24 protein-coding genes and 2 tRNA genes are annotated in these 26,936 nt (G+C 55.3%); 14 read left to right on the top strand and 12 right to left on the bottom strand.

Annotated features, from left to right (window positions below):
* The first annotated feature begins 10 nt into the window (after window positions 1–10).
* Genes NYE85_RS14530 through kdsA form a run of 3 tightly spaced genes read left to right on the top strand, consistent with a single transcriptional unit; the run spans window position 11 to window position 2,103 of the window.
* Window positions 11–409: a SirB2 family protein gene (locus tag NYE85_RS14530; RefSeq protein WP_259005459.1), complete on the top strand. Its 399-nt coding sequence runs from the start codon at window positions 11–13 to the stop codon at window positions 407–409.
* Entirely contained in the window at window positions 406–1,215 is an 810-nt protein-coding gene (gene sirB1, locus NYE85_RS14535) for an invasion regulator SirB1 (protein WP_259005460.1), read from the top strand. The genes NYE85_RS14530 and sirB1 overlap by 4 nt, the downstream gene beginning before the upstream one ends.
* Window positions 1,216–1,248: 33 nt before the next feature.
* Window positions 1,249–2,103: a 3-deoxy-8-phosphooctulonate synthase gene (gene kdsA / locus NYE85_RS14540; RefSeq protein WP_259005461.1), complete on the top strand. Its 855-nt coding sequence runs from the start codon at window positions 1,249–1,251 to the stop codon at window positions 2,101–2,103.
* A gap of 54 nt (window positions 2,104–2,157) precedes the next feature.
* Here kdsA and dauA read toward each other — a convergent pair whose 3' ends face one another.
* From dauA to NYE85_RS14555, 3 genes are all read right to left on the bottom strand, one after another.
* A complete protein-coding gene (gene dauA, locus NYE85_RS14545; RefSeq protein ID WP_259005462.1) occupies window positions 2,158–3,849 on the bottom strand; it encodes a C4-dicarboxylic acid transporter DauA in 1,692 nt (563 codons plus the stop codon).
* Window positions 3,850–4,369: 520 nt separating this feature from the next.
* Window positions 4,370–4,459, bottom strand: a tRNA-Ser gene (locus tag NYE85_RS14550).
* A gap of 417 nt (window positions 4,460–4,876) precedes the next feature.
* Window positions 4,877–4,966, bottom strand: a tRNA-Ser gene (locus NYE85_RS14555).
* A 430-nt stretch (window positions 4,967–5,396) separates the two neighbouring features.
* Between NYE85_RS14555 and NYE85_RS14560 the strand changes: the two genes are divergently transcribed.
* From NYE85_RS14560 to NYE85_RS14575, 4 genes are all read left to right on the top strand, one after another.
* The gene (locus NYE85_RS14560) at window positions 5,397–6,878 is read left to right on the top strand and encodes a peptide MFS transporter (RefSeq protein WP_259005463.1); all 1,482 of its coding nucleotides are present in this window, start codon (window positions 5,397–5,399) and stop codon (window positions 6,876–6,878) included.
* Between the two features lie 135 nt (window positions 6,879–7,013).
* Complete coding sequence (gene ghrA, locus NYE85_RS14565) at window positions 7,014–7,955, top strand: glyoxylate/hydroxypyruvate reductase GhrA (protein ID WP_259005464.1); 942 nt, start codon at window positions 7,014–7,016, stop codon at window positions 7,953–7,955.
* Between the two features lie 90 nt (window positions 7,956–8,045).
* Window positions 8,046–8,783: a phosphatase gene (locus NYE85_RS14570; RefSeq protein ID WP_259005465.1), complete on the top strand. Its 738-nt coding sequence runs from the start codon at window positions 8,046–8,048 to the stop codon at window positions 8,781–8,783.
* Window positions 8,784–8,825: 42 nt separating this feature from the next.
* Window positions 8,826–9,407 carry a molecular chaperone gene (locus NYE85_RS14575; RefSeq protein WP_259005466.1) on the top strand — a complete coding sequence of 194 codons (582 nt, stop codon included), beginning with the start codon at window positions 8,826–8,828 and terminating at the stop codon, window positions 9,405–9,407.
* A 38-nt stretch (window positions 9,408–9,445) separates the two neighbouring features.
* On the opposite strand, the gene NYE85_RS14580 is transcribed toward NYE85_RS14575, so the two are convergent.
* The 4 genes from NYE85_RS14580 to NYE85_RS14595 form a co-directional block, all read right to left on the bottom strand.
* The gene (locus tag NYE85_RS14580; RefSeq protein ID WP_259005467.1) at window positions 9,446–10,012 is read right to left on the bottom strand and encodes a lipoprotein; all 567 of its coding nucleotides are present in this window, start codon (window positions 10,010–10,012) and stop codon (window positions 9,446–9,448) included.
* A gap of 150 nt (window positions 10,013–10,162) precedes the next feature.
* Entirely contained in the window at window positions 10,163–11,806 is a 1,644-nt protein-coding gene (locus NYE85_RS14585; protein WP_259005468.1) for an AarF/ABC1/UbiB kinase family protein, read from the bottom strand.
* 31 nt (window positions 11,807–11,837) lie between these two features.
* Window positions 11,838–12,485 (bottom strand): glutaredoxin 2, encoded by a 648-nt coding sequence (gene grxB / locus NYE85_RS14590; RefSeq protein ID WP_259005469.1) that lies wholly within the window; start codon window positions 12,483–12,485, stop codon window positions 11,838–11,840.
* Window positions 12,486–12,611: 126 nt separating this feature from the next.
* Window positions 12,612–12,857 carry a hypothetical protein gene (locus NYE85_RS14595; RefSeq protein ID WP_259005470.1) on the bottom strand — a complete coding sequence of 82 codons (246 nt, stop codon included), beginning with the start codon at window positions 12,855–12,857 and terminating at the stop codon, window positions 12,612–12,614.
* 382 nt (window positions 12,858–13,239) lie between these two features.
* Between NYE85_RS14595 and rimJ the strand changes: the two genes are divergently transcribed.
* The 4 genes from rimJ to murJ all read left to right on the top strand — a co-directional run bounded on the left by rimJ (window position 13,240) and on the right by murJ (window position 17,050).
* Window positions 13,240–13,824: a ribosomal protein S5-alanine N-acetyltransferase gene (rimJ, locus tag NYE85_RS14600; protein ID WP_259005471.1), complete on the top strand. Its 585-nt coding sequence runs from the start codon at window positions 13,240–13,242 to the stop codon at window positions 13,822–13,824.
* 9 nt (window positions 13,825–13,833) lie between these two features.
* Complete coding sequence (locus NYE85_RS14605; RefSeq protein ID WP_259005472.1) at window positions 13,834–14,478, top strand: DUF480 domain-containing protein; 645 nt, start codon at window positions 13,834–13,836, stop codon at window positions 14,476–14,478.
* Window positions 14,471–15,406 carry a Gfo/Idh/MocA family protein gene (locus tag NYE85_RS14610; protein WP_259005473.1) on the top strand — a complete coding sequence of 312 codons (936 nt, stop codon included), beginning with the start codon at window positions 14,471–14,473 and terminating at the stop codon, window positions 15,404–15,406. The genes NYE85_RS14605 and NYE85_RS14610 overlap by 8 nt, the downstream gene beginning before the upstream one ends.
* A gap of 108 nt (window positions 15,407–15,514) precedes the next feature.
* Entirely contained in the window at window positions 15,515–17,050 is a 1,536-nt protein-coding gene (gene murJ, locus NYE85_RS14615) for a murein biosynthesis integral membrane protein MurJ (protein WP_259005474.1), read from the top strand.
* Between the two features lie 62 nt (window positions 17,051–17,112).
* On the opposite strand, the gene argS is transcribed toward murJ, so the two are convergent.
* Window positions 17,113–18,843 (bottom strand): arginine--tRNA ligase, encoded by a 1,731-nt coding sequence (gene argS / locus NYE85_RS14620; protein ID WP_259005475.1) that lies wholly within the window; start codon window positions 18,841–18,843, stop codon window positions 17,113–17,115.
* Between the two features lie 828 nt (window positions 18,844–19,671).
* Between argS and NYE85_RS14625 the strand changes: the two genes are divergently transcribed.
* On the top strand, window positions 19,672–20,235 hold the full coding sequence (locus tag NYE85_RS14625; RefSeq protein ID WP_259005476.1) for a VOC family protein: 564 nt from the start codon (window positions 19,672–19,674) through the stop codon (window positions 20,233–20,235).
* Here the strand turns inward: NYE85_RS14625 and NYE85_RS14630 are convergent.
* Window positions 20,232–21,380: a MalY/PatB family protein gene (locus NYE85_RS14630; protein ID WP_259005477.1), complete on the bottom strand. Its 1,149-nt coding sequence runs from the start codon at window positions 21,378–21,380 to the stop codon at window positions 20,232–20,234. The two genes, NYE85_RS14625 and NYE85_RS14630, sit on opposite strands and share 4 nt — an antisense overlap.
* 101 nt (window positions 21,381–21,481) lie before the next feature.
* Between NYE85_RS14630 and cutC the strand changes: the two genes are divergently transcribed.
* Window positions 21,482–22,240 (top strand): copper homeostasis protein CutC, encoded by a 759-nt coding sequence (gene cutC, locus NYE85_RS14635; RefSeq protein ID WP_259005478.1) that lies wholly within the window; start codon window positions 21,482–21,484, stop codon window positions 22,238–22,240.
* Window positions 22,241–22,325: 85 nt separating this feature from the next.
* Here cutC and NYE85_RS14640 read toward each other — a convergent pair whose 3' ends face one another.
* On the bottom strand, window positions 22,326–24,167 hold the full coding sequence (locus tag NYE85_RS14640) for an exopolysaccharide biosynthesis protein (RefSeq protein WP_259005479.1): 1,842 nt from the start codon (window positions 24,165–24,167) through the stop codon (window positions 22,326–22,328).
* 187 nt (window positions 24,168–24,354) lie between these two features.
* Here NYE85_RS14640 and NYE85_RS14645 point away from each other — a divergent pair, with 187 nt between their 5' ends.
* The gene (locus NYE85_RS14645) at window positions 24,355–25,068 is read left to right on the top strand and encodes an HPP family protein (RefSeq protein ID WP_259005480.1); all 714 of its coding nucleotides are present in this window, start codon (window positions 24,355–24,357) and stop codon (window positions 25,066–25,068) included.
* A 62-nt stretch (window positions 25,069–25,130) separates the two neighbouring features.
* Here NYE85_RS14645 and cmoB read toward each other — a convergent pair whose 3' ends face one another.
* Window positions 25,131–26,102, bottom strand: coding sequence for a tRNA 5-methoxyuridine(34)/uridine 5-oxyacetic acid(34) synthase CmoB (gene cmoB, locus NYE85_RS14650; RefSeq protein WP_259005481.1), 972 nt, complete (start codon window positions 26,100–26,102; stop codon window positions 25,131–25,133).
* On the bottom strand, window positions 26,099–26,842 hold the full coding sequence (gene cmoA, locus NYE85_RS14655) for a carboxy-S-adenosyl-L-methionine synthase CmoA (RefSeq protein WP_259005482.1): 744 nt from the start codon (window positions 26,840–26,842) through the stop codon (window positions 26,099–26,101). Before cmoA ends, cmoB begins: the two co-directional genes overlap by 4 nt.
* Window positions 26,843–26,936 lie beyond the last annotated feature (94 nt).

Consider the following 26,936-nt stretch of genomic DNA (forward strand, 5'->3'; position numbering starts at 1 on the left):
GGGAACCGGTATGGCAGCATACGCCGCATTAAAGCATTTGCATCTACTGACGGTCGCTATCAGTATTACGTTGTTCATCCTGCGTTTTTTCTGGCATTGGCGCCATTCGCCGATGATGCACAAGCGCTGGGTGAAGATCGCGCCGCACATTAATGATACGGTACTGTTTCTCAGCGGGATCGCTCTGGTAGTGATGTTCAAGTTTTATCCACTGCTGGGTATGGACTCTTGGCTGACCGAGAAGCTGTTTGGCGTTATTATCTATATCCTGCTGGGCTACGTCGCATTGGGCAAGAAAACCCGCAGTCAGAACCTGCGCACGTTGGCATTTGTTCTGGCGCTGGGTTGTCTCTACCTGATAATTAAACTTGCCACGACGAAAATACCGTTTTTGATGGGATATTTATGAGTAGTATTGCCGAGTTTGAATTTAACACCTCACCACTGAGTGAAGGCGTGATGCTGGTATCGCAGGCGGTACGCCGTGATTTCCCCACAACCGACGTGGCGCGTCAGTTGCAGCAACTGACCGCAGAAGCGCGGGCGGCGGTGCCGAGTGATATCAGCCAGGAACAGCAATTGGAGGCACTGATTGAGCTGTTCTATAAAACCTGGGGGTTCGGCGGCGCAAGCGGCATTTACCGCCTGTCTGATGCTATCTGGCTGGATAAAGTGCTGGAAGGCCGGCAGGGTACGCCAGTCTCTCTCGGCACTATTTTCTTGCATATTGCTCACCAGTTGAATTTGCCGCTGATGCCGGTGATTTTCCCGACCCAGCTAATTCTGCGAGCCGACTGGATGGATGAAGAGATGTGGCTGATCAATCCGCTCAATGGTGAAACGCTAAACGAACATATGCTGGAAGTGTGGATCAAAGGCAATCTCGGCCTGGGCGCAGAGTTGGAAGATGACGATCTGGAAGAGTCGGAAAATGTCATGGTGGTGCGCAAGATGCTCGATACGCTAAAGGCCTCGCTGATGGAAGAAAACCAGATGGAGCTGGCGCTGCGAGCCAGCGAAACCGTGCTGTGCTTTGATCCCGACGATCCATACGAAATTCGCGACCGCGGGCTGATTTATGCGCAGTTGGAATGCAATCATATTGCCATTTCCGATCTGAACTATTTTGTCGAGCAGTGTCCTGAAGACCCGGTCAGCGAAGTGATCAAGGTACAGATCCACGCGATTGAACCGAAACAGGTTACGCTGCATTAATTTCTTCGATTTATCACTAACAAAGGCGTAAGCATGAAACAGAAAGTGGTTAGCATTGGCGACATCAAGGTAGCGAACGATCTGCCGTTTGTGCTGTTCGGCGGCATGAACGTGCTGGAATCACGCGATTTGGCGATGAGCATTTGCGAACACTACGTCACCGTGACGCAAAAACTGGGCATTCCCTACGTTTTCAAAGCTTCTTTTGATAAAGCCAATCGCTCTTCAATCCATTCGTACCGCGGGCCGGGCTTGGAAGAAGGGATGCGTATTTTCGAAGAGATCAAACAAACCTTCGGCGTAAAGATCATCACCGATGTGCATGAGTCTGCTCAAGCGCAGCCGGTTTCTGAAGTGGTTGATGTGATTCAATTGCCGGCGTTCCTGGCGCGTCAGACCGATCTGGTCGAAGCGATGGCCAAAACCGGTGCGGTGATCAATGTGAAAAAGCCGCAGTTCGTCAGCCCGGGCCAGATGGGTAACATCGTTGATAAGTTCAAGGAGGGCGGCAACGATCGGGTTATTTTGTGCGATCGTGGCAGCAACTTTGGCTATGACAATCTGGTGGTCGACATGTTGGGCATCAACGTGATGAAAAATGTTACCGGTGGCCATCCGGTGATTTTCGACGTTACGCACGCATTGCAAACCCGCGATCCGTTCGGTGCCGCTTCCGGCGGCCGTCGTGCGCAGGTTGCCGAATTGGCGCGTGCCGGCATGGCGGTTGGTCTGGCCGGTCTGTTCATCGAAGCGCACCCGGAGCCAAACAGCGCCAAATGTGACGGTCCGTCAGCGTTGCCGCTGGATAAACTGGAGCCGTTCCTGGTGCAAATGAAAGCGATTGACGATCTGGTCAAGAGCTTCCCGGAGCTGGATACCAGCAACTGAGTCCGGTCAATCACCGGCAGGTTAAAGCGAGCCCGACATGATGTCGGGCTTTTTTTATTGCGCGTCCAGCTCAGCCAGGGCTTCCGGCAGTGTCGAATAGAACAGCAGTCGGCCAGCGATTGGTTGAACACCTGCTCGTGCCAGCGTTTTCAACGGTTGGAAAGGGATATCGCTGACGATTAGCCGTTTGCCTTGCGGCAGGGCATCGATGAAACGTTGCAGGGCATTTAAGCCGCCGGCATCCAGCACCGGTACGGCATCCCATTGCAGGACGATGTCCTGATAGCGTTCGCTGCAGGTCAATAAGTCGGCGAAGATGCGCTCGGCGGCAGCGAAAAATAGTGGCCCGTTGACCCGCAGAACCAAGCGCCGGTTATCGCTGCTCAGTTCACTCAACCTGGTCATGCGTGCGATACGGCGCATAAACAGCAACGATGCCAATACAATGCCGACGGTAATCGCGATCACCATGTCGAACAGTACCGTCAACGACATGCACAGCAGCATGACCAGAACGTCATCTTTTGGCGCACGGCGCAGTAGATACAACACCTTATGCGCTTCGCTCATATTCCAGGCCACCAGTAATAACAGTGATGCCATGGCCGCCAGCGGCAGATAAGACAGCCAGGGTGCCAGCACCAGCAGTGCCAATAACACCAGCAGGGCGTGGATGATGGCGGAAACCGGCGATGTGGCGCCGGCACGTACGTTAGCCGCCGAGCGCGCGATGGCGGCGGTAGCGGTGATGCCGCCAAAGAAGGGAGCGATGATATTGCCCGCGCCCTGGCCGATCAGTTCGCTATTGGCGTGGTGCTTTTTGCCCGTCATGCCATCCAGTACCACTGCGCAAAGCAGGGATTCAATAGCACCCAGCATGGCCATGGAAAACGCTGCCGGCAGCAGGGCGGTCAGGGTCTGCCAGTTCAATGCCATGTGTTTGCCGTCGATTGCCGGTAGCTGCCAGGGCAACGCCAATTGCGGCAAAATTGGCGGTATACCGTGACCTTGGCTACCGTCCGCCAGCAAATAGCTAAAGCGAGAACCGATGGTGGCGACCGGATGATCAAACCCATTCAGCAACGCCATCACCGCAGTGCCGATCAGCAGCGCCGGCAGATGGCCAGGCACGCGCAGGCCAAGTTTCGGCCAGTAAACCAGCGTGAGCAGTGTCAGAACGCCAATCAGCGTGTCGCCGATATCCAGCGTCGGCATTGCCTGTAGCAAAGCATAAATTTTACCGAGGTAATGCTCTGGCAGCTCAGTGATATGCAGGCCGAAGAAATCTTTGATTTGCAGCGTCGCAATGGTGATGGCGATGCCGGAGGTAAAACCGAGCGTGACCGACAACGGAATATATTCAATCAAGCGACCAAAACGTGCCAATCCCATCATGACCAGAAAAATCCCCGACAGCAGCGTGGCGATCAGCAGACCGGACAGGCCAAACTGTTGCGAAACCGGGTACAGGATCACCACGAAGGCGGCGGTGGGGCCGGACACGCTGTAACGTGAACCACCGCTGATGGCGATGACGATCCCGGCGATGGCGGAGGTATACAGGCCGTACTGTGGCGGTACGCCGCTGGCAATCGCCAATGCCATCGCCAGCGGGATGGCAATAATGCCAACGGTGACACCGGCAACGGCGTCTTTCAGCAGGCGTTGCAAGCTATAAGGCTCTCGCCAACAGGCGTCAATCAGAGCGCTGAATGGCCGAATGCCGTTAATTTGGTGCGTTTTCATCTAAGGTGCAAACCAACTTTGAGAAAAGAAAGGAATGGCGGGCCAGATGAGGTCCGTCTCGAAAAGTTGTAGGGCAATATACGCCTTTCACTGCGGCGTTTCCTAGATATGGGTCAATGGTCAGACGCAAAATCGCCACTTGTGATTTTGTTCGTGCGTTCTATTCACCAGAACAGTGCTGTTGCGGCATGGAGGGGGGGAGAACAGTAACAAAGTGCATTTTTGCCGGTTATCTGGGCACGGCTATGGTTAAGCAGTAAAAAGATGTTGTAGCTGTCCCAGTGTCGTTGTAACAACGCTGGGCTATAGAGCAAAAAAGCCTGAACGTGAGTCCAGGCTTTCTTTTAGAATTTGGCGGTGAGAGAGGGGTTGATTCGCTGCGCTCACCCTACGGGCAGCCTGCGGCTGTCCAAAACGCGGTGCGTTTTGTCGAACCCGGTCGAGGGTTCTCGCCCCTCTCTGTGTTGCGGGCTATAGAGCAAAAAAGCCTGAACGCGAGTCCAGGCTTTCTTTTAGAATTTGGCGGTGAGAGAGGGGTTCGAACCCTCGATACACTTTCGCGTATACACACTTTCCAGGCGTGCTCCTTCAGCCACTCAGACACCTCACCGTTTTTGTTACGCCGAACTCGTCAGTGCAACGGGGCGCTACTATAGGGAGTGACGGTCAATGGGTCAAGCTTATTTTATTACTTTCATCACGGGTGGTTAACTCCTGTTCGCATTGGTGGAAACTCAAGCGAAATAAGCTGTTGTGCGCCAATCCATCATCTCTTGACGCGGGAAATATCAGTACAGAGGCCGACCGATACGTTATAGGGCGGAAAAAAACGAACGTGAGTCCAGGCTTTTTCTTGGAATATGGCGGTGAGGGAGGGTTTGATTCGCGGCGCTCATCCTACGGGCAGCCTGCGGCTGTCCAAAACGCGGTGCGTTTTGTCGAACCCGGTCGAGGGTTCTCACCGCTCCCTGCTGGGGAATATAAAGCAAAAAAGCCTGAACGTGAGTCCAGGCTTTTTCTTGGAATATGGCGGTGAGGGAGGGGTTCGAACCCTCGATACGCTTTCGCGTATACACACTTTCCAGGCGTGCTCCTTCAGCCACTCAGACACCTCACCATATTGTCGCCGGCAACGCTTTACGCTGTCGACGGGCGCTAATGTAGGAGAAACTGATTACAGCGTCAATACCCTTGTGAGCACTCTGCGATCGTTTAGCCAAACTTGCAGCAATTTGCTGATTTCACGAACGATATACGCTGCATTTATGCCAGTTACACTGGCTTGTCACACCATCCGCACATATTTGGGGGATGGGTGATATTCGAGCAACCTGACGTCGGGCGGATTAATATGCCAGCATTTAATGCGATTATTGTGATGTTATATGCATTAATACTGGATTATTAGTCACATGTGTCGCTAAATGGGCGGGCTGATGCGGCGACTTTGGCAAGGAATTTATACCGCCGCTCGGGCGGCCGCGCCAGTCGTGACGACAAGCCGGCAGGAACCGATTGATGAAATAATAATGCAGTAGAGGTTTGCTTTGACTTTATCAGACTCCACTCTGGCAGCGCAGCAGCGTCATGCCATCCCTCCCGGCGCGGGCGCGCTGTTTTTTATCCAGATTTTCGCCACCCTCGGATTTGCCGTGCTGTATTCGACCCTGGTGCTGTACGCCACCAAACGATTGGGATTCAGCGAAAGCAGCGCCAATACCATGATGGGGGTGTTTGGCGCCTTCAACTACGGTCTGCATATGTTTGGCGGCTACCTTGGCGGGCGTTTCCTCAGCAATCGCAACCTGTTCGTGCTCGGAATGGTGTTGCAAGTGATTGGCTGTGCACTGATTGCCGTTGCCGGCGTTGCGGGGCTGTACTGGGGGCTGGCGATGTTTCTCACCGGCAGTGGATTGAACGTTACCTGCATCAATATGATGTTGACGCAAAGATTTCACCCAGAAGACGATCGCCGTGAGTCGGCATTCTTGTGGAATTACGCCGGCATGAATCTTGGGTTCTTCGTCGGATTCTCGGTCGCCGGCTATTTCCAGTTGACCGAAAACTATCGTGCGTTGTTCCTGTTCGCCACGCTGGGCAATGCGGCTGCCATTTTGGTGGCTGCTGTGCGCTGGCGCATTCTGGTCGATATCAATACCCCGCTGCGTGAGGCTACGCCTGGGCAATATCGCCAACGCATGCTGGTCGGTTTGGCAGTATTGATCGCCCTGGTGCCTATCGTTCGGCTGATGCTGACGCACGCCGAGTTTAGCGGGCATTTTGTCATTGGGCTCGGCCTGCTGATTTTTCTGCTGCTGTGCGTGCTAACGCTGCGCCATTCTCCTCGCGATGAGCGGCGCCGTATGCTTGCCTATCTGATTCTGGCGCTGGGCTCGCTGGTATTCTGGATGCTGTATCAGTTGGCGCCGATGGGGCTGATGCTGTTTTCCGAACACAATATCGATCTGAACGTCTATGGCATGCGGGTGGCACCGCAGTGGATTCAGAATATCAATACGCTGGTGATTGTCGTTGGCGGGCCGCTGCTGGCCTGGTGGTTCAATCGACTGCGCGCACGCGGCTGCAACATTGACATACCCCTGCAGTTTGCCGCCTCGCTATTGTGTATCGGCCTTGGCATGCTGGTTTTGCCTTTGGGCATCAGCATGGCCGGCGGCAATGGCATGGTGGCGTTCAAATGGATTGTCATCAGCTATCTATTGCAAAGTATCGGTGAGTTGCTGATTTCGCCGATTGGTTACGCGATGATTGGCAAACTGGCGCCGCCACGTTATCAAGGGGTAATGATGGGATGCTGGATGATGGTGACCGGCGTGGCGTCGGTGTTGGCGGGATATGTCTCGGCTCTGATGCCGGAAAACAGTGGCAGTACGCCATTACAGACCAACCCCGGTTACAGCCACATTTTTGGTTTGCTGGGATGGGGGGCGGTAGCGGTGGCTGTGGTATTGCTGATATTGATCCCTTTGCTGCGCCGCCTGATTCGCCGCGAGGCCATCGCCGCCTAGTGTCGCAGCAAAGGCGTACTGATTGCGTTATACAGCTCCACTGGTCGGGGCTGTTTTCTTTTGTGCGTTTAATTCTTGCATCTGTCGCCGAATCACGAAAGTCTTGAACAAAACGAAAACAACGGAGCAACGTCGATGAACATCATTTTCTATCATCCTTTTTTTGACGTGCAGTCATGGCTCGACGGCATGAAGCAACGCCTGCCGCAGGCCAGAATACGGCAATGGCTACCGGGGGACGACCAGCCGGCGGACTATGCGCTGGCGTGGCAACCGCCGTTCGAGATGCTGGCCAATCGGCAGCGTTTAAAGGGGATTTTTGCCCTCGGTGCCGGCGTCGACGCCATCTTGCAGCAGGAGCGGCTACGACCCGGTACGCTACCGGCCGGCGTGCCATTGGTGCGTTTGGAAGATACCGGCATGGCGCAACAGATGCAGGAGTACGCGTTAAGCTATGTATTGCGCTATTTCCGGCGTTTCGATGAGTATCAACTGTTGCAGCAGCAAAAACGGTGGCAACCCCTGGCACCGCACCAGCAGGAAAACTTCACCATCGGCATTCTCGGTGCCGGGGTGCTGGGGAAAAGCGTGGCGCAAAAACTGGTGGAGTTTGGCTTCGAGGTGCGTTGCTGGAGCCGCAGCGCCAAGCAGATCCCGGGCGTCGCCAGCTTTGCCGGCGAAGGGCAGCGCGCGGCATTTCTTGACGGCACGCGACTGATTATCAATCTGTTGCCCAATACGCCGGAAACCGCCGGCGTGCTTAACCGCGACCTGTTTGCCCATCTGGTGCCGGGCGCCTATCTGATCAATCTGGCGCGCGGCGCGCATTTGGTGGAAGACGATCTGCTGGCCGCGCTCGATCAGGGGCAGATTGCCGCAGCGACGCTGGACGTTTTTGCCCGTGAACCGTTGGCGACGGAGCATCCTTTCTGGTGTCATCCGCGTGTCACCATAACCCCGCATATTGCTGCGATTACCTTGCCACAGCAGGCGATGGACATGATCGCAACCAATATTCAGGCGATAGAAGCCGGGCGGGCGCCGAGCGGAGTGGTGGACATGGCCCGCGGCTATTAATGCCAGCAGTTGGCCGGCGTAAGCTGCTATGCTAAACAGAAACCGAGCCTGTGGCTGGTGGCAAGCACCGGCAATCAAAAAGGAGAACCAATGTACCCCGTTGATCTACATATGCATACCGTCGCCAGTACCCACGCTTACAGCACGTTGCATGATTATATTGCCGAAGCCAGGCAGAAAGGCATCAAACTGTTCGCCATTACCGACCACGGGCCGGATATGGCCGATGCGCCGCATTATTGGCACTTTATGAACATGCACGTATGGCCGCGTCTGGTTGACGGCGTCGGCATCCTGCGCGGTATTGAAGCCAATATCAAAAATCGCGATGGAGATATCGACTGTACCGGTCCGATGCTCACGGCAATTGACCTAATCATTGCCGGCTTCCACGAACCGGTATTTGCGCCGCAGGATCAGGCAACGCACACCCAGGCGATGATCGCCGCTATGGCCCAGGGTGATGTGCATATCATCAGCCACCCGGGAAACCCGCGTTATCCGATTGACATTGCCGAGGTGGCTGCCGCGGCTGCGCGCTATAACGTGGCATTGGAGCTGAACAACTCCTCGTTTACCCACTCGCGTAAAGGTAGCGAAGCCAATTGCCGTCGCATCGCCGCGGCGGTACGTGACGCCGGCGGCTGGCTGGCGTTGGGCTCCGATTCGCACATTGCCATGTCGCTGGGCAACTTTGAGCACTGTGAGCGCATCCTTGCCGAGGTGGAATTCCCTCAGGAACGCATTCTTAACGTCAGTCCACGGCGTCTGTTGAATTTTCTTGAGCAGCGCGGCAAGCCGGCGATTGCGGAATTGGCGGATTTGTGACATCGTCACGGCAAAATTTACCGTTTTGCATGAGGTTTAATCATGAATGAGTTTTCCATCGTCTGTCGCGTGCTGGGTACGCTGTTTTACCGCCAACCGCAAGACCCGCTGCTGGTGCCGCTGTTTGCGCTGATTCAGGAGGGGAAGCTGCAACAGCATTGGCCGCTTGAACAGGATGAACTGCTGACGCGTTTGCAGCAGGGCTGCGAGCCGCATTTGTTGGCCGCCGATTTTAATGCGTTGTTCGTGGGTAACGAATGCAGCGTCTCGCCGTTCCGTTCGACCTATGTCGACGGTGCGACAGAAAACCAAGTTCGGGCGTTTCTGCAACAGCGTGGCATGCCGCTGAGTGACGCGCCGGCCGATCACTTCGGTTCTTTATTGTTGGCGGCCTCGTGGCTGGAAGACCAGTCGCAGGAAGATGAAGCGCAGGCGCAGATTATGCTGTTTGATGAATATCTGTTGCCGTGGTGTGGGCGTTTTCTTGGCAAGGTGGAAGCACATGCTACCAGCGGTTTTTATCGCACCTTGGCGCTGATTACGCGTGATGCCTTACAGGCCATGCGTGACGAATTGGCGGAATATGAAGACAGCGACGATGACGCAGCGCAAGACGAGCAGTAAAGGGGGAAAGGCGCAGACAGCGCTGCGCCAAAGTTGGACTAGTCGGTAAAGGGAATGACCAATTGCCCGGGTTTAACTTCCAGCCCTTTCGCCAGTTTGCGTGCCATGGCTTCCGTTTTGCTGTTTTCCGGGTTTAACACGTAGGCCGGTTTCTGATCGAAATAGCTCTTCAACGACTGATTCAGATAAGGCGTTAGCGCCTTCATCACCGTATCCATTTTCTCGGGCTGAATTTTATAATCCGTCAGCTCCATATCCTTGAGGAAAATCGCGCCTTTCTCGCGGTCATACACCGGCTGCGCTTTTAGCGTCAGCTGCATATCGGCTTTTTGCGGGCCGAGGAGGGAGGTGATATCGACTTTGGCGTTACCTGTCAGCGTCACCTTACCCGGTTCGCTGCGGCCAATCTGGCTCTGCAACTCGGTTAGCACGATATGCGCATCCACCAGACCTGGTACGCCGAGCTGCTTCTGATAGTCATTATGTTTTTGCAGGTAATCGTTCACTTCCTGTTCGCTGAGCGTGTATTGCGTCAGCTGATTGCAGCCGGCAATCACGCCGGCGAACACCAGGGCGGCGACGCCCATAAAGATTTTTTCATACATGCCTCATAATACCGCCAACGGAACAACGGCAGTCAATCGTTTGATTTTCATTATAAACATTCAGCTGTCTTGAACCCAAGGTTTAAACGCGATGTGCAACGATAGTGCGGGTGAAACACAAAACCGCCTATCGGATAACGCTGAAACTGTTCAGCGGCGCAGGCGCAGTAGCAACCACGCTACCCCGGCGAGACACAGTAGCCCGCCGAGCGTGGGGAACAGCGGCAGCCCCCATAGACGCAGCGTAGACTGCATCAGATACGGTGCCAGCCCAAGTGCGAACGCGGCAGTGACAATGGCAATCGCCAGGGTGACCGCCGCGCGCTCCAGCGACTTGCTGAGATCGCCAATATTGCTGACGCTGATATCAGCGCCGATCCGCCCTTGTTTTAACCGTTTCAGCAACAGACGAACGGTTTGTGGCAGTTCGTCGCCTGCGTCCAGCGCCTCCGCACCCAGCGACAGCATGCGCTCGCGCAGCGCCTCCGGCGTATGCCGTTGCAGCATCACCTGCTGCAACATCGGTTTTAGCGTAGCGATGATGTCGAACTGCGGATCCAGCCGATGCAGTACCCCATCGGCGGTGATTAATGCCTTGAACAGCAACACCAGATCCGGTGGCAGCGCCAACTGGTGTTCACGTGCCATAATCAGCAGATCGGTTAGTGCCTTTCCCAGCGTTAGCGTGGCAGAGGCCTGCTTGTCGAGAAAGTTCTGTGCAGCCAGCTCCAGATCCAGCACATCAAGCTGATGCCCGTCTGACCAGGCGATCAGCGTATTAACGATGCCATCGCTTTGCCGCTCGGTAATCGCCTGTAATACTCGCAGTAACTGATTACGCCGCCGCTGGGAAAGTTGCCCGACCATGCCGAAATCGATCAGGCCAACGCGGTTATCGCTAAGCGCCATAACGTTGCCGGGATGGGGGTCGGCGTGATAGAAGCGGTGTTCCAGCACCATACGCATAAATGTCTGCGCGCCACGTTGCGCCAACAGTGGGCCGTCGAAACCGGCATTGGCCAGCTGCTGCGGGCTTTCCGGCGCGACGCCGGGTAAAAAATCCTGAACCAGCAGCCGTTTAGACGACCATTGCCAGTAAATCCGGGGTACCACTACCTCGGGGTGTGCGGCAAACTGTTGCGCGACCCGATCGCAATTATTGCCTTCGTGCGTCAGATCCAGTTCATGACTCAGGGCAGTTGCCAGTGCGCGTATCATCTGGCGTGGCCGGTAGCGGGCCAGCGCCGGGCTTTGCTGTTCCACCACCTCAGCCAGATAGGCCAGCAAGCGCAGATCGGCTTGAATGGTTTTCGCCAGCCCAGGGCGTAACACCTTGACCACCACCGCTTCGCCGCTGTGCAGTCGGGCGCGGTAAATCTGCGCCATCGACGCCGCGGCTAGCGGCTGGGTGTCAAATTCGGCAAAAACCTGCTGCGGGTCAGCGCCCAGATCGGCGCGTATCTGGCCTTCCAGCGCGCTCCAGGGCAGCAACGCCGCCTGACTGTGCAGCCGGTCAAGTTCATCGGTCCAGTTTTGCTCAAGGAGGTCGGAGCGGGTCGCCAGGATCTGGCCGAATTTGACGAAGGTAGGCCCGAGCGCTTCCAGCGCGGCACGCAGGCGCTCGGGTAGCGACTGCTGGCTGCCGTCATCGCGACGGTTGCCGACGGCCGCGCCCAACAGGCTATTGAGCCCGAGCAGACGTACCACATCCTGCAAGCCGTAGCGGATAAGTACCGTAGAAATCTCCGCCAGTCGAGCGCGATCGCGCGCGGTAACCAACACCATTTTCAACATTTGCGCGCTACTCCGTTATCGCGAATGGCGGTCAGTGTTCCATGTCCAGCAATAGCGCAACCTCGCTGAGGTCAGCCATGCGGTTACGGTACGCTTCGACGTTGTCTGGCAGCGACACGCCAGCGACGATCGACAGCGAGCGCAACAACGGGAACAGCTGGATATCGTCTTCCGACAGTTGGCCATTTACCGCATCCGGTGCAACGATCAGTGGCGATAGGGTTTGCAGATCGTGTTCCAGGCGGCCGATCAGGTCGGCGCTGTTGGCCAGATGGGTGCTAAAGTCGCCAATAGCGGCCTGTTTCTTTTGCGTGAAGTACTCGCGAGCGCTGTCGGTGGCAAACTCTTCAAAATCTGCCTGGGCAAAACGTGGTAGCAACAGCTCGGCGCTGTACTCGCCAACTTGTTGCAACCAGTCGCCAATCGCCGGGTTGGTTTTACCGGTCAGCAGCGGCTGGCCGTCAAGTCGATCGACGTAGTGCACGATATCCATGCTCTCCGGTAGATAGCTGCCGTCATCTTTTTGCAGAATCGGCGCCATCTTTTTGCCAATCATATTGGTGGGTGTCAGCTCGTCATCGTTGAGTAGCGTGATCAGGCGTACCGGCTGGTTTTTCAGGCCGAATATCATGCGCGCCTTTACGCAGAATGGGCAATGGTCATAAATAAACAGTTTCATGCTCGCTCCCGGTTCTCTGGTTTTACTGCAATAGTTATCACAGCATACTGAAACTGTCGCACGACATTCTTGTTGCAAGATGCGTAATGTGACATGGCCCGCTTAGAAAATACGGGCCGTTAGCGGTTATTTTTTGGTTGGAACGGCGTTCAGGACTTCAATCAAGTGCAGACGAGCCTGCTCCAAATCGACCTTGTCGCGTTCGTTGCTGGCGCTGACCAGCTGTAGCTGCTTGATAACCTCACTTTTCAACGGCGGATCCGCGGCGAGGATGTGCGCCAGCGTCTTTTCTATCAACGTAGATCGCGCATAAATCGTGCGCAGGTTCAGTACCATGTGTTCTAGCAATTGCGGTAGGTTAGTTTCGGACATGCCAACGACTCCTGGGTCATATTTTTACTAACAGAATAGCAGCTATGGTAAATTTGGCAGATTTTCTGGTGACTTAGCACCTGGTTGGGCATCAATTGATTAAAAGCAGCGACCTTTCTGCCGGCGGCAGCGGCAGAATAACCTGCTCTGATCGACAAAAACGACGGAAATCGGCGTAAAGCGCCCAAAAACGGTGTGAACGGTTATTTACTGAACGGGCAAGATTTTACCTGTGGGGCAGGCTAAGGTTATATTAATCAAGGGCAATTGCGGTTCTGCGCCGGCCAATGAAAAATCGCGCGAGCAACTATTCTGGGTATTGGCATTCGAATGCACGCCCATCAACACTGTTATCAGAACCGTCCTGACCGCGGGGGAAATGATGTTCGGCTATCGCTCTGCATCACCAAAAGTACGTCTTACTACTGACCGGCTGGTTGTCCGCCTGGTACATGAACGCGATGCCTACCGGCTGGCGGAGTATTACGCGGAAAACCGCGCGTTTCTAAAACCGTGGGAACCGGTACGCGACGACAGCCATTGCTATCCTTCCGGCTGGCAGGCGCGTCTTGGCATGATCACCGAAATGCAAAAGCAGGGCAGTGCCTACTACTTCATCCTGCTCGATCCGGATGAAACCGAGGTGCGCGGCGTGGCGAATTTCAGCAATGTGCTGCGCGGCTCGTTTCACGCCTGTTTTCTCGGGTATTCGCTCGGGGAAAAATGGCAGGGGCAAGGGCTGATGTATGAAGCATTGCAGACGGCGATCCGCTATATGCTGCGCCAGCAACGCATGCATCGCATCATGGCCAACTATATGCCGCACAACCACCGCAGCGGCGCATTGCTTGCCCGACTCGGTTTCGAACGTGAAGGTTATGCCAAGGATTATCTGCTGATCGATGGGCAGTGGCAGGATCACGTATTGACCGCATTGACCAACAAAGAATGGTTACCGCCACGCTGAGGCCAGAAAATGAAATATCAATTAAGCGCCAAAGAAGCCCGGGTGATTGGTTGTCTGCTGGAAAAGCAGGTCACCACCCCGGATCAATATCCACTGTCTCTCAATGCCATCACGCTGGCCTGCAATCAAAAAACCAATCGCGATCCAGTGATGGATCTGACCGAAAGCGAAGTACAGCAACTGCTCGATCTGCTGGTGAAACGGCATTTTCTACGTACGCTAAATGGCTTTGGCAATCGGGTGGTCAAATACGAACAGCGTTTCTGCAACTCGGAGTTCGGCCAGCTTAAACTGTCCCCGGCCGAGGTGGCGGTGGTTGCCACACTGTTATTGCGCGGTGCGCAGACGCCGGGCGAGTTGCGTACCAGAACCGCTCGCATGCATGATTTCAGCGATGTCGGTGAGGTTGAACAACTGTTGCAGCAGTTGGCGAGCCGGGAAGACGGGCCGTTGGTGGTGCGATTGGCGCGTGAGCCAGGCAAGCGTGAAAGCCGTTTCATGCACCTGTTCAGCGGCGAAATTGCGCCGGCCGAGGAGGCGCAGGACGGCGCTGACGATAGCGCGCTGGGCGAGCGGGTCGCGGCGCTGGAGGAACAGGTGGCGCTGTTGAAACAGCAACTGCAACAACTGATGGCGCGGAGCGAAAATGAATAAATTGCGTATTGGCGTGGTCGGGCTGGGCGGCATTGCGCAAAAGGCCTATTTGCCGATCCTCAGTCAGGCGGGGGAATGGCAGCTGATGGGGGGATTCTCGCCTAATCAGCAGAAGGCGCAGACGGTATGCGACAGCTATCGCATGCGCTGCTTTTCGCGCCTGGATGCGCTGGCCGAACAGTGTGATGCGGTGTTTGTCCACAGCAGTACCGCCAGCCATTTTGCCGTGGTGCAACAGCTGCTGCAGCAGGGTGTGCACGTTTACGTCGATAAACCGTTGGCTGAAACGGTGGCGCAAGGTGAGCAGCTGATCGAACTGGCCCAGACGCGCGGCAAGACGCTGATGGTTGGTTTTAACCGCCGTTTTGCCCCACTGTATCGCCAGTTGAAGCAACAAATGCAGCAGCCGGCTTCGCTACGCATGGATAAACACCGTAGCGACAGCGTTGGACCACAGGAAATGCGCTTTACCCTGCTGGACGACTATTTGCACGTGGTTGATACCGCGCTCTGGCTGGGAGGCGAACAGGCCATGTTGCAAAGCGGTCATTTGCAGGCCACCCCCGCCGGCGAGATGCTGTACGCCGAGCACCACTTTCAGTGTGGCGAGACGCAGATCACCACCAGCATGCACCGCCGGGCGGGCAGCCAGCGCGAAAGCGTGCAGGCGGTAACGGACGGCGCATGCTATCAATTGCTTGATATGCGTCAATGGCTGCGAGAAGACGCCCGCGGCATAGTAGAGCAGCCGGTGCCAGGCTGGCAGTCCACCTTGGCACAACGCGGTTTTGACGGTGCAGTGCGTCACTTTATCGAGGCGGTAAGCAACCAGAGCGTGCCGGAAACCGCCGGCGAACAGGGGATTCGTGCCCAGCGGGTTATCGAGTGCCTGCTGCGCGAAGCGGCGGTGCAAGGTTACGCCATGTAACAGTTGACGGTAGCTATTCTTTGATGGATGCGTAAACTGAAGCCACTTTATTGTCACCAACGCCTGCAGCCGCAGGCGTTGATATTTTACGGTATTATTCAAAACCACATGAACCTACTAAAATCACTGGCAGCCGTCAGCTCGATGACGATGTTCTCTCGGGTGTTGGGCTTTGCGCGTGATGCCATCGTGGCACGCGTTTTTGGGGCAGGGATGGCAACGGACGCCTTTTTCGTGGCGTTCAAGTTACCCAACCTGCTGCGGCGCATCTTTGCCGAAGGGGCGTTTTCGCAGGCTTTCGTGCCAATTTTGGCGGAATACAAAAATCAACAGGGCGAGGAAGCGACGCGTACCTTTATTGCTTACGTTTCCGGTCTTTTGACGCTGGTGCTGGCCATTGTGACAGTGGCGGGAATGCTGGCCGCTCCCTGGGTAATCTTTGTCACCGCGCCGGGCTTTACCGATACGCCGGACAAATTCGCGCTGACCTCGGCGTTGCTGCGCATTACCTTCCCCTACATTCTTCTGATCTCGCTAGCCTCGCTGGTAGGGGCGATCCTTAATACCTGGAACCGCTTCTCGATACCGGCGTTTGCGCCGACGCTGCTTAACGTCAGCATGATCGGGTTCGCGCTGTTTGCTGCCCCGTATTTTAACCCACCGGTGCTGGCGCTGGCGTGGGCGGTAGTGGTCGGCGGCGTGCTACAGTTGGGTTACCAACTGCCGCACCTGAAGAAAATCGGCATGCTGGTATTGCCGCGCATCAAATGGCGTGATGCCGGTGTCTGGCGCGTTATGCGCCAGATGGGGCCGGCGATCCTCGGGGTGTCGGTGAGCCAGATTTCCTTGATTATCAACACCATTTTTGCTTCGTTCCTGGTGTCCGGCTCGGTGTCATGGATGTATTATGCCGACCGCCTGATGGAGTTTCCTTCCGGTGTGCTGGGGGTGGCGCTGGGTACCATTCTGCTACCGTCGTTGGCAAAAAGCTTCTCCAGTGGCAACCATGATGAATATTCACGCTTGATGGACTGGGGGCTGCGCCTGTGTTTCCTGCTGGCGTTGCCTAGCGCGGTAGCGCTGGGCATTCTGGCCAAGCCGCTGACGGTCTCGCTGTTCCAGTACGGTAAATTTACCGCGTTCGACGCGGCGATGACGCAGCGTGCGCTGGTTGCCTATTCGGTCGGTCTGATGGGGCTTATCGTGGTGAAAGTGCTGGCGCCGGGCTTCTATTCGCGGCAAAACATCAAAACACCGGTTAAAATTGCCATTGTTACGCTGATCATGACGCAGGTGATGAACCTGGCGTTTATCGGACCGCTGAAACACGCCGGCCTGTCCCTGTCGATCGGTCTGGCCGCCTGCCTGAATGCCTCCTTGCTGTACTGGCAGTTGCGCAAACAGGATATCTTCCAGCCGCAGCCGGGCTGGGCGGTGTTTCTTGCCAAGCTGCTGGTTGCGGTGCTGGTGATGTCGGCAGTGCTGGTGGGTGTGATGTGGCTGATGCCGGCCTGGGACCACGGTAATATGCTGGAACGGCTGTTGCGGCTGGCGGTGGTGGTGGTGGCCGGTGTCGTGGCCTACTTCGGCGTACTGGCAGGGTTAGGGTTCCGCCCGCGTGATTTTGCCCGCAGAGCGGCGTAACGCGCCAGCAGATGCAAAAAGGGTCGCCAAGGCGACCCTTTTTACTGCCGGTGAGGCAGGCGTTACATGCGTTCGACGGTTTCGATACCCAGCGTATCCAGGCCGGTTTTCAACGTCTTGGCAGTGAGCAACGCCAGTTTCAAACGGCTCTGGCGCGCTTCTTCGCTGTCAGCGTTCAGAATCTGGCAATGTTCATAGAAGCTGGAGAACAGGCCGGCAACATCGTACAGATAGCTGCACATCACGTGAGGCGTACCTTCACGTGCTACCACGGTGAGGGTTTCCTCAAACTGCAGCAATCGGGTCGCCAGCGCCATTTCGCGCTCTTCGGTTATCACCAGCGGCAGCGTCAGTGCGGCTTCATCAATGCCGGCACGCTTGAACACCGAGGCCACACGGGTATAGGCGTACTGCATGTAAGGGGCGGTGTTGCCTTCGAACGACAGCATGTTGTCCCAGTCAAAGATATAGTCGGTGGTGCGGCTTTTTGACAGGTCGGCATATTTCACCGCGCCGATGCCGACGGCGTTGACCACATTCTTCAGTTCGTCGGCAGGCATGTCCGGATTCTTTTCGGCGATCAGCTTCTCCGCGCGCTCGATGGCTTCATCCAGCAGGTCGGACAGCTTGATGGTGCCGCCTGAACGGGTTTTGAACGGTTTGCCGTCCTTGCCCAGCATCATGCCGAACATATGGTGTTCCAGCGAGACGGAGTCCGGCACGTAACCAGCCTTGCGCACGATGGTCCAGGCCTGCATCAGATGCTGGTGCTGACGGGAGTCGATGTAGTAGAGCACCCGATCGGCACCCAGTGTCTCATAACGGTACTTGGCGCAAGCGATATCGGTGGTGGTATACAGGTAACCGCCATCTTTCTTCTGGATGATGACGCCCATAGGCTCGCCATCCTTGTTTTTGTATTCGTCCAGGAACACCACGGTTGCGCCTTCGCTTTCAACCGCCAAACCTTTGGCCTTCAGATCCTCGACAATGCCCGGCAGCATGGCGTTGTACAGGCTTTCGCCCATCACGTCGTCTTCGGTCAGGGTAACGTTGAGGCGATTGTAGACCAGTTGGTTCTGCGCCATGGTGATGTTGACCAGCTTGCGCCACATGTCGAGGCAGTACCGATCGCCACCCTGCAGTTTAACCACGTAGCCACGGGCACGTTCGGCGAACTGCGCATCTTCGTCGTAGTGTTTCTTTGCTTCACGATAAAACTGTTCCAGATCCGACAGACCCATCTCGCTGGCGTTTTCGTTCTGCATTTTTTCCAGGTAGGCGATCAGCATGCCGAACTGGGTGCCCCAGTCGCCGACGTGGTTTGCCCGGATTACCTTATGTCCGAGGAATTCCTGGGTGCGGGCAGCCGCGTCACCAATGATGGTGGAACGCACGTGGCCCACGTGCATCTCTTTGGCGACGTTTGGCGCCGAGTAGTCGATAACGATGGTTTGCGGCTCGACCGGCGCAACGCCCAGTTTCGGCGCATGCAATGCGGCGTCGGCATGTTTTGCCACCCAGGCCGGAGTAAGGAAGATATTGATAAAGCCCGGGCCGGCGATTTCTACTTTAGTGGCGATATCGCCGAGATCCAGCAGTTGCACCACTTTTTCAGCCAGTTGTCGCGGGGGCATGGCGAGTTTTTTCGCAACGGACATGACGCCGTTAGCCTGATAATCACCAAACTGCGCCTTGGCGGACTGACGAACCTGAGCTTCGCAATCGGCGGGGGCGCCTGCGGCAATCAGCGCCTGGCTGACTTTTTCTGAGAGAAGAGCCTGAATATTCACCGGGATACCTTAAATGACGAACGAGGGTCGCGCACTGCGCCCCTCCGGAAAACAGCCTGTAATTGTACCCGATTGCAGGCGCCGCGTCAGCAGTTGGCGCGGATTGAAACAGAGGGAAAGCCTGATGCGCAGTCGCAAAGCGTTACCCACGGCTTTGGCAAGTGGGCGAACGGAGATTAAGTAAGCAAAGTAGGGGAGGGTAAAACAAAAAACGAATGGGGAGATTAATGCTTTTTATTACGACGTTTCGCATCCAGGCTACTGGTGCGACGTGTTTTAAAATGGCGGTAAATGGCGTAAGCGGCAATAACAATCAATATTGCGGATAGCGTTAAAAGGAACATGATAATTTATCTCTGTTATAACATTTTCCCAAAATAGCTGAATTACTTGCATGAATCAATTCGTGATAATTCATTTAAGATAAGTCTCAGGCGTTTGGCCCTAAAGGCTGATTTAAAACAGCCACATGGTAAAGAGTTTGCTTATTATTTAATCTATTGCGTTGTTGGTTTCGAGCGTTGCAATGCGTCATTATTTTTTGCACGAGAGTGAGTGGCTAATGGCAGATTCACCTATCATTTGGTTATTAAGTTAGGATCTTGTTTTTGTTTTTTGCGAAATTTTCAGCATGCGAAAATTCCTAAAAAACAAATTAACGCACAAAAGATTAACGCTAATGAAATTCATTAGCCATATAACGAATCGAGCCTGTTCTTTTTATCTCATCATTCAGTGATGAAATTAATATGGCCGAACGTAGCAGTCGGCGCGCCGCCAGTGTAAATTATGCAGTTTGCAATGGGGTAGTGTTGTCGCAGGAGCTTTATGACCAATTTATCCGCTATCGCCGAATTAGGCGACCTGGTGCTGGATCTGCCGCGTTTTGAGCAGGCGCTGGCGCAATTTGCCGAAAAACTGCACCTCGACCTGTCGCAGTTTTCTGCCGATCATATTTCGCTGCGTTGCCACCAGCAGGCCACCGCTGAACGTTGGCGGCGAGGTTTGCTGCAATGCGGCAGTCTGATGTCCGAGGCGATGATTAATGGCCGGCCGATCTGCCTGTTCAGTCTGGCTGAACCGTTGTCGGTAGGGCCGTGGCGCATTGACTGCATCGAGTTGCCATATCCCGGAGAGAAGCGCTACCCGCACGAAGGCTGGGAACATGTGGAACTGGCTTTGGGTGGCGATCCGCAGACGCTATATGCGCGCGCGCTGGCGCTGTTGCCGGACCAGGCGCTGCTGGCGCCGGGCATCAAACTCAAGCAGAGTTCGCCAAAAGGCGAAGGCGAACGTTTGCCGAATCCGACGTTGGCAATCACCGATGGTAGCGTAACCATCAAATTCCATCCTTATACGTTGCGTGAGATTGTGGCCAGCGAAGGTGGTTAACCCATTAGCGCCTGCACGGCGTTGCTCATGCGTTGCAGCGCACGCAGCAGTAAGTCACGCTGGCAGCCAAAATTGAGCCGTACAAATCGGCGATCGCCGAAATCCAGGCCGGGGCTCAACCCGACGCCGGCCTGTTCAAAAAATACATGCGGGTTGTCGACTGGCAACCCACTGCAATCGATCCAGGCCAGATAGGTCGCTTCCACCGGCTGCAATTGCAAACCGGGCAGGGCATTGATGCACTCCATTACCAAATCACGGTTACCACGCAGGTAGGTGAGCTGGGCGTCTAGCCATGGCTGGCCGTGTCGATAGGCTGCCTGGGCCGCAACCAGCGCCAACACGTCGACCTCCGGCACGATACCGCGGCGTTCACGGCACAGCGCACGACGCAACTCGGGGTTGGGTACGATGGCCATTGATGCGCCCAGCCCGGCGATATTGAAGGTCTTGGACGGTGACATCAGCGTGACGCTGCGCAGCGCCGCATCCTCATTAAGCGTGGCAAAAGGGATATGCCGCATGCCGGGCTCCAGCAACAGATCGCAGTGTATTTCGTCGGAACAGACGATCAGCTCGTGCGCTTGTGCGAACTGCTGTTGTGCCAGCAGTTCATCGCGGCGGTAAACCGTGCCGCCGGGGTTGTGCGGGTTGCATAACAGCAGTAATTTTTCCCGTCCGGTCAACTGCCTGGCTACGGAAGGCAAATCCGGTAGCCAGCGCCGGTCATGCAACTGCATTGGTATTGATAGCTGGCTGCGCCTGACAAACATGGCTGCCTTACGAAACGGCGGATAAATCGGCGTAGGAGCGATGGTGCCGTCGTCGTCAGAGGTAAAGGCACGCACGCACAGGTTCAGCCCACACACCAGGCCGGGCAAAAAAATCAGCCATTCGGGCTTGATGCACCAGTTATAGCGCTCTACCATGCGCCGGGTAAAAACCTTGATAAGTTCGGGGGATGGGTGGCCATAACCGAATACGCCGTGTGCGACCCGCTGATGCAGCGCGTCGATCACCGCCGGCGGGGAGAGAAAATCACTGTCGGCGACCCACAGCGGAATAATGTCGCGATCGTGATATTTGTCCCACTTAACGCTTTCACTGTGACTGCGGTCTACCCATTGATCAAAATTGAATGCCATAGTTAGCTCCTGAACCGTTTCAATATTGATGCTTTGAGCCTAGGCGAGAAGCCTCGTGCTTAACAACCGTTGTGGTATTTGGCCGTCATCTGGGGGTGACAATGATTAAACTGGAAGTTTGTTGCTATAGCGTAGATTGCGCATTGACGGCTGAACGGGCAGGTGCCGATCGTATTGAACTCTGTGCCAGCCAGAGCGAAGGCGGTTTGACGCCAAGCTACGGTTCCCTGTTACTGGCGCGCGAGCGTGTGGGCATTCCGGTGCACCCGATCGTTCGTCCGCGCGCAGGCGATTTCTGCTACGGCGCGGTAGACTTTGCCGTGATGAAGAACGATGTCTCATTGATGCGCGACATGGGATTCACCGGCGTGGTGGTGGGTATGCTCGACGAAGAAGGGCATATCGATCTGCGGCGGATGCAGGAAATCATGTCGCTGAGCGGCAATATGGCGGTGACCTTCCACCGCGCCTTCGACATGTGCCAGAACCCGATGATCGCGTTGGCGCAACTGACCGATCTTGGTGTTGCGCGCATTCTGACCTCGGGCCAGCAGCAAAACGCCGAGCTGGGGTTGCCGCTGCTGCGTGATTTGCAGCAAGCCAGTCAGGGGCCGGTGATTATGGCCGGCGCCGGGGTGCGTTTGAGCAATCTGCACAAGTTTGTCGATATCGGCATTCGGGAACTGCACAGTTCGTCGGGCCATACCGTGCCGTCAACCATGCGTTACCGCAAGGCTGGGGTTACCATGTGCGCTGATAATGAATTTGACGAATTCAGCCATTACTGTGTGGACGGCGAGATGGTCGAGGCGATGAAGAATGCGCTGGCGCTGGTAGATCCGATGGCGCAAAGCGCCTAAAGTTTTACGCCGTTGCTGATGCAGTGTTTCGGTTAGCCGAGAAAACATAGCCCCGGTCATCACTGACCGGGGTTTTTTATCGCTTTTAGAACAGTGCTAACGAGCTGAAATCAAACAGTTGGCCTGGGCTGATGCCGGATGCGATCACTTTGACAACGTTACCATTGGAGCCTGGATTTATCAGAATGTCATGAATGGTTCGCGTATTGTTCATAAAATACTGGGCGTAATACAGGCTACCAATCCTGACCCAGGATACCGTCTGACTTTCGACCAGGTCGGTATAGCCATCGTTATAACTTCTGGCCCAAATACCGGTGGAAACGCTGGGAATCGGCGAATCAGGGGGCGTTACTACATTGGGATCGCCAATATACGAGGCGACTACCCAAAACGTTCTTGGACCAAGTGGGCGCTGAATGCGCTGCATAATACCTTTATAGGCTGCATTTTCTCCTGTAGCAGTGAGCTGATTGCCTTCTGCCGTCAGATTGCCATCGATCAGCCAATCGAGAGGCATTTTATTCGCATCAATGTTAATCATACTGGCATTGGTAAGATAATTATGCGGCGTGGCGGTCAATCGGAAAGCACGTTGAGCCAAGGTTACCTCACCCCTTAAAATATTATAGCCAGGTGCGTTATTAAGGCGGCCATTTTGCCATAACGGCATAACGGTATTGTTAAAGTTAAGTTGGTAACCGCTATCAACGTCAAAGCGAATGGCCTGTGGCGCCAGGACTCCATTAGGGTTGTTGGCGGTAGAGAAAGAAACGTTCGTTAGCTGAACGGGAGTAATATTGTTGCGTGTAAGCGATTTCCTCAGAATCATAAACCCGCTATCGGCATTACTATAGTCATTGATATAGGAACCATTGGCTATCTGAATATTCGCCGAGGAATCCGAGTCAATATCAATGCAGGTGCTGCAGCGATCGGCCATAAAGTTTGACAGGCTGATCCCCCCCAAATAGCTTGTCCCCTCAGTCTTGGTTTTGATAAAGATGCCTTTGCCAAACGCAAAAACGTTACTCAAAAACGTATTGTCATGGCGATCAAGGTTAAACGCGCAGGAGCCTTCGATGGTGATCGACGCGGCCACCGCCTCAGGGCGTGGTCGTTCTACGTTGGGGTTAACATGAACGTTGGTAAAGCGGTTTATTTCACGACTGTTAGACAGGTGATAATCACAACGTACGGCCCAACCATAGATGCTGTCAAAATAGTTCGCTTCACCTAACGCGTCGACAAAATCGAAGGCGCCGACATAGCGACAATGAGCCACCGACAGGGTTCCTTTCGACGAAATCGTTGCGCCATATTTTATAAATTGCGAACTGGAGCTTGCGGCATAATTTTGGTCTGGGTATAAAAATGACCAGCCGTCAAACACCACGTCCCTTTCACAGCTGAAGCAAATAATCCCTACCGGCTTACGGATGATGAATGCGCTATCATCGGACAGGTTGGCACGGGCCGAGCCTTGCGAAACATCGCTGGATGGCCCTTGTGCCATGGCTGCACGGTTCCCTTTAACCGTCACGCCGGCGGGGACATTGATAGGTTGACTACCGTTAAGCAAATAACGCGCGTTTTCACTGGCATAAACGATTTTGCTTTTTTGCGTGCTGACAAAGGTAATCGCCCTGCCTATGGCGACATCAGCCGACGTTGCACCGCTGGGATCGGCACCAAAATCGTCAAAAGTAACCTTGCTGCTTAGTCTCTTCCAGCGAGCACCTCCTGTCGTCACAATGATTGTGCCGTTGTTATCGCTGCTCGTGGTGTCAGCCGGGTCATAGTAAAACTCACCGCCACCATGATGACTGCCGGCCTGATGAGAGGTTAAAAAAACGACTTGATTGTTTTCTGTGGGTTCGAGTGTTTTCAGTGCAGCGATACCGTCGATATATTGCATTGTAGCCATGATGTTATCCTCGGTTGGGTTCATTGGCATGTTATCGAGCCGATAGAGCCCCTGCTATCGATGGCGGTTGTGCCTCTGATGCCACAACGGACCCCATCAGAAAAATGAAGTCAGGCAAGGGAGCAACCCTCGGCGGTCGTGTGATATATTTGCTGCCGAAACGTTAATTTTATTATTGTCAGGTAGCATGATTAACCCGTTAGTTAAGCAGTTGAAGATTGGATGTGCGCGCCTGTGGCCGCACCCGCTGGGCGTAGGGAAGAAGGAGATGTTGCTCTCCGGTTGCGGCGCCGGTTTAGGATTAATGATCACCGGCTGGATCAGCCATTGGATGCTGGGGGAGGCCAATCTATGGTTTATCGCGCCGATGGGCGCCTCGGCGGTATTGCTGTTTGGCGTACCGGGCAGTCCACTGGCGCAGCCGTGGTCAATCGTTGGCGGCAACCTGGTAGCGGCAACGGTGGGGGTCAGCGTTGGCGTACCGATCGCCGATCCCGGCATCGCCTGCGGCGTTGCGGTGGGCATCGCCATTGTGCTGATGTTCAAACTGCGCTGTTTGCATCCGCCGAGCGGTGCCGTGGCGTTGACGGCGATCCTCGGCGGGCCGACGGTGCATCAGTTGGGCTACGGCTTTGTGCTGACGCCGGTGTTGCTCAACTCCGTGTTGCTGGCTTTGCTGGCGCTGGTGTTCAACAATCTGGCTGGCCGCCGCTATCCGCACGCATTGGCCGACGCGGAGGCCAAGCCGGAACCGCTACCGATGGACGTACCGATCACCCGTGCGGATCTGCATGCTGCGCTGATGGACGGTGAATTTCTCGATATTGATGAAGACGACCTGCAGGAAATATTGCAGCGGGCAGAATGCGCTGCGCATCGGCGATTGGACATGCGCTCTTAAGCGCCAACCTGACGGCCGCGCACCGTGCCTGTGGCACCGCGGCCGTTCAGCAACCGGGTGGGTTAGGGTTTTCTGGCGATCAGCACCGCGCGGCGCGGTGCAGGATAGCCTTCAATGGTTTTGCTGCGATCGTCCGGGTCGAGGAAATCTGCCAGCGACTCGCTGGTCATCCAGTCGGTGCGGCGCTGCTCTTCGATGCTGGTGACGCTGATATCCGCCACTTTGACATCGACGAAACCACATTTTTCCAGCCAGCATTTCAGCGCTTCGGTTGACGGGATAAAATAGACGTTGCGCATCTGCGCGTAGCGGTCACCCGGCACCAGTACCTGATGGCGATCGCCTTCAACCACCAGCGTTTCCAGCACCAGTTCACCTTCATGTACCAGCTGACTCTTCAACTGATACAGGTGATCCAGCGGTGAACGACGGTGATACAGCACGCCCATGGAAAATACGCTGTCGAATGCCGCCAACTCCGGCAGTTGCTCAATCCCCAGCGGCAACAGATGGGCACGCCGATCGCCGCCCAGTAACTTGCGTACCGCTTCGAACTGGCACAGGAACAGCTGCATCGGATCGATGCCAACCACAAAGTGCGCTCCGGCGCCGATCATGCGCCACATGTGATAGCCGCTGCCACAGCCGACATCCAGCACCGTTCGGCCGGCCAACGGTGAAATATGCGGTAACACCCGCTCCCACTTCCAGTCGGAATGCCATTCGGTTTCGATATCTATACCATACAGCGAGAACGGCCCTTTGCGCCATGGCATCAGGGTGCGCAGCATTTTTTCGATGCCTTCACGCTGGCCAGCCGACAGCGGTTGATCCAGCTCGGCATGTACGCCGTTGAGCAGATCGAGTCGGGTCGGGGTCAACGACGGCAGGTGTTCTACCGAATTGAACCATTGCTTGAATTTGCCATGCAGCGATTCGCGCTGCCAGGCGGAGATTTGCGCCGGCAGGGTGTCCAGCCAGTGGCTGAGAGGGCTTTTGGCAATGTGCTGATAAAAATCACCGAACTCAATCATGCCGCTTCTCCTGACTTCAAGGCGACCAGCGAGCCGAAGTTGAAGCATTGGAACCACACTTCAGCATGCTCAAAACCGGCTTGCTTCAACCTTGCCTTATGGGCTTCTACCGAGTCGGTCAGCATGACGTTTTCCAGCATGCTGCGTTTCTGGCTGATTTCCAGTTCACTGTAGCCGTTGGCACGCTTGAAATCGTGGTGCATATTGAACAGCAGTTCGCCGATATCACCGTCTTCGAAGCTGAATTTTTCGGACAACACCAGTGCGCCGCCCGGGCGTAACCCTTGGTACACGTGCTGTAACAGGCGCTGACGATCGGCGGGTTCGAGGAATTGCAGCGTAAAATTCAATACCACCATCGACGCATTCTCGATGTTGATATCGAGAATATCGGCCTCGATCACTTCGACCGGCGTGTCGGCGCGGAAGGCATCAATGTGGCGACGGCAACGTTCGACCATCGCCGGTGAATTGTCGATGGCCAGGATGTTGCAGCCCTCAACCTTGATGTTCCGCCGCATTGACAGCGTCGCCGCGCCCAGCGAACAGCCCAGATCGTACACCTGGCTGTTCGGCTGTACGAAGCGCTCGGCCAGCATGCCAATCATGGAAATGATATTGGAATAGCCGGGAACGGAGCGCTGGATCATGTCGGGAAACACTTCAGCGACGCGTTCGTCGAAGGTCCAGTCGCCCAGTTTGTCTATCGGGGCGGAAAATAGAGTATCGCGGTTTGGCATAGCGGCAAAAAATCAGCTCAGAATTCGAAGGGGCGTATTCTAGCAGATATAGCCTAAATAATTCGAGTTGCATCGAGGCACGGCGGAGCGACAG

The organism is Serratia sp. AKBS12 (assembly GCF_024793895.1).
Classification (GTDB): domain Bacteria; phylum Pseudomonadota; class Gammaproteobacteria; order Enterobacterales; family Enterobacteriaceae; genus Serratia_F.

Coding starts and splice junctions, on each gene's coding strand:
- NYE85_RS14530 (WP_259005459.1), top strand. CDS start 11: ATGGCAGCATACGCCGCATTAAAGCATTTGCATCTACTGACGGTCGCT.
- sirB1 (WP_259005460.1), top strand. CDS start 406: ATGAGTAGTATTGCCGAGTTTGAATTTAACACCTCACCACTGAGTGAA.
- kdsA (WP_259005461.1), top strand. CDS start 1,249: ATGAAACAGAAAGTGGTTAGCATTGGCGACATCAAGGTAGCGAACGAT.
- dauA (WP_259005462.1), bottom strand. CDS start 3,849: ATGAAAACGCACCAAATTAACGGCATTCGGCCATTCAGCGCTCTGATT.
- ghrA (WP_259005464.1), top strand. CDS start 7,014: ATGAACATCATTTTCTATCATCCTTTTTTTGACGTGCAGTCATGGCTC.
- NYE85_RS14570 (WP_259005465.1), top strand. CDS start 8,046: ATGTACCCCGTTGATCTACATATGCATACCGTCGCCAGTACCCACGCT.
- NYE85_RS14575 (WP_259005466.1), top strand. CDS start 8,826: ATGAATGAGTTTTCCATCGTCTGTCGCGTGCTGGGTACGCTGTTTTAC.
- NYE85_RS14580 (WP_259005467.1), bottom strand. CDS start 10,012: ATGTATGAAAAAATCTTTATGGGCGTCGCCGCCCTGGTGTTCGCCGGC.
- NYE85_RS14585 (WP_259005468.1), bottom strand. CDS start 11,806: ATGTTGAAAATGGTGTTGGTTACCGCGCGCGATCGCGCTCGACTGGCG.
- grxB (WP_259005469.1), bottom strand. CDS start 12,485: ATGAAACTGTTTATTTATGACCATTGCCCATTCTGCGTAAAGGCGCGC.
- NYE85_RS14595 (WP_259005470.1), bottom strand. CDS start 12,857: ATGTCCGAAACTAACCTACCGCAATTGCTAGAACACATGGTACTGAAC.
- rimJ (WP_259005471.1), top strand. CDS start 13,240: ATGTTCGGCTATCGCTCTGCATCACCAAAAGTACGTCTTACTACTGAC.
- NYE85_RS14605 (WP_259005472.1), top strand. CDS start 13,834: ATGAAATATCAATTAAGCGCCAAAGAAGCCCGGGTGATTGGTTGTCTG.
- NYE85_RS14610 (WP_259005473.1), top strand. CDS start 14,471: ATGAATAAATTGCGTATTGGCGTGGTCGGGCTGGGCGGCATTGCGCAA.
- murJ (WP_259005474.1), top strand. CDS start 15,515: ATGAACCTACTAAAATCACTGGCAGCCGTCAGCTCGATGACGATGTTC.
- NYE85_RS14625 (WP_259005476.1), top strand. CDS start 19,672: ATGACCAATTTATCCGCTATCGCCGAATTAGGCGACCTGGTGCTGGAT.
- NYE85_RS14630 (WP_259005477.1), bottom strand. CDS start 21,380: ATGGCATTCAATTTTGATCAATGGGTAGACCGCAGTCACAGTGAAAGC.
- cutC (WP_259005478.1), top strand. CDS start 21,482: ATGATTAAACTGGAAGTTTGTTGCTATAGCGTAGATTGCGCATTGACG.
- NYE85_RS14640 (WP_259005479.1), bottom strand. CDS start 24,167: ATGGCTACAATGCAATATATCGACGGTATCGCTGCACTGAAAACACTC.
- NYE85_RS14645 (WP_259005480.1), top strand. CDS start 24,355: ATGATTAACCCGTTAGTTAAGCAGTTGAAGATTGGATGTGCGCGCCTG.
- cmoB (WP_259005481.1), bottom strand. CDS start 26,102: ATGATTGAGTTCGGTGATTTTTATCAGCACATTGCCAAAAGCCCTCTC.
- cmoA (WP_259005482.1), bottom strand. CDS start 26,842: ATGCCAAACCGCGATACTCTATTTTCCGCCCCGATAGACAAACTGGGC.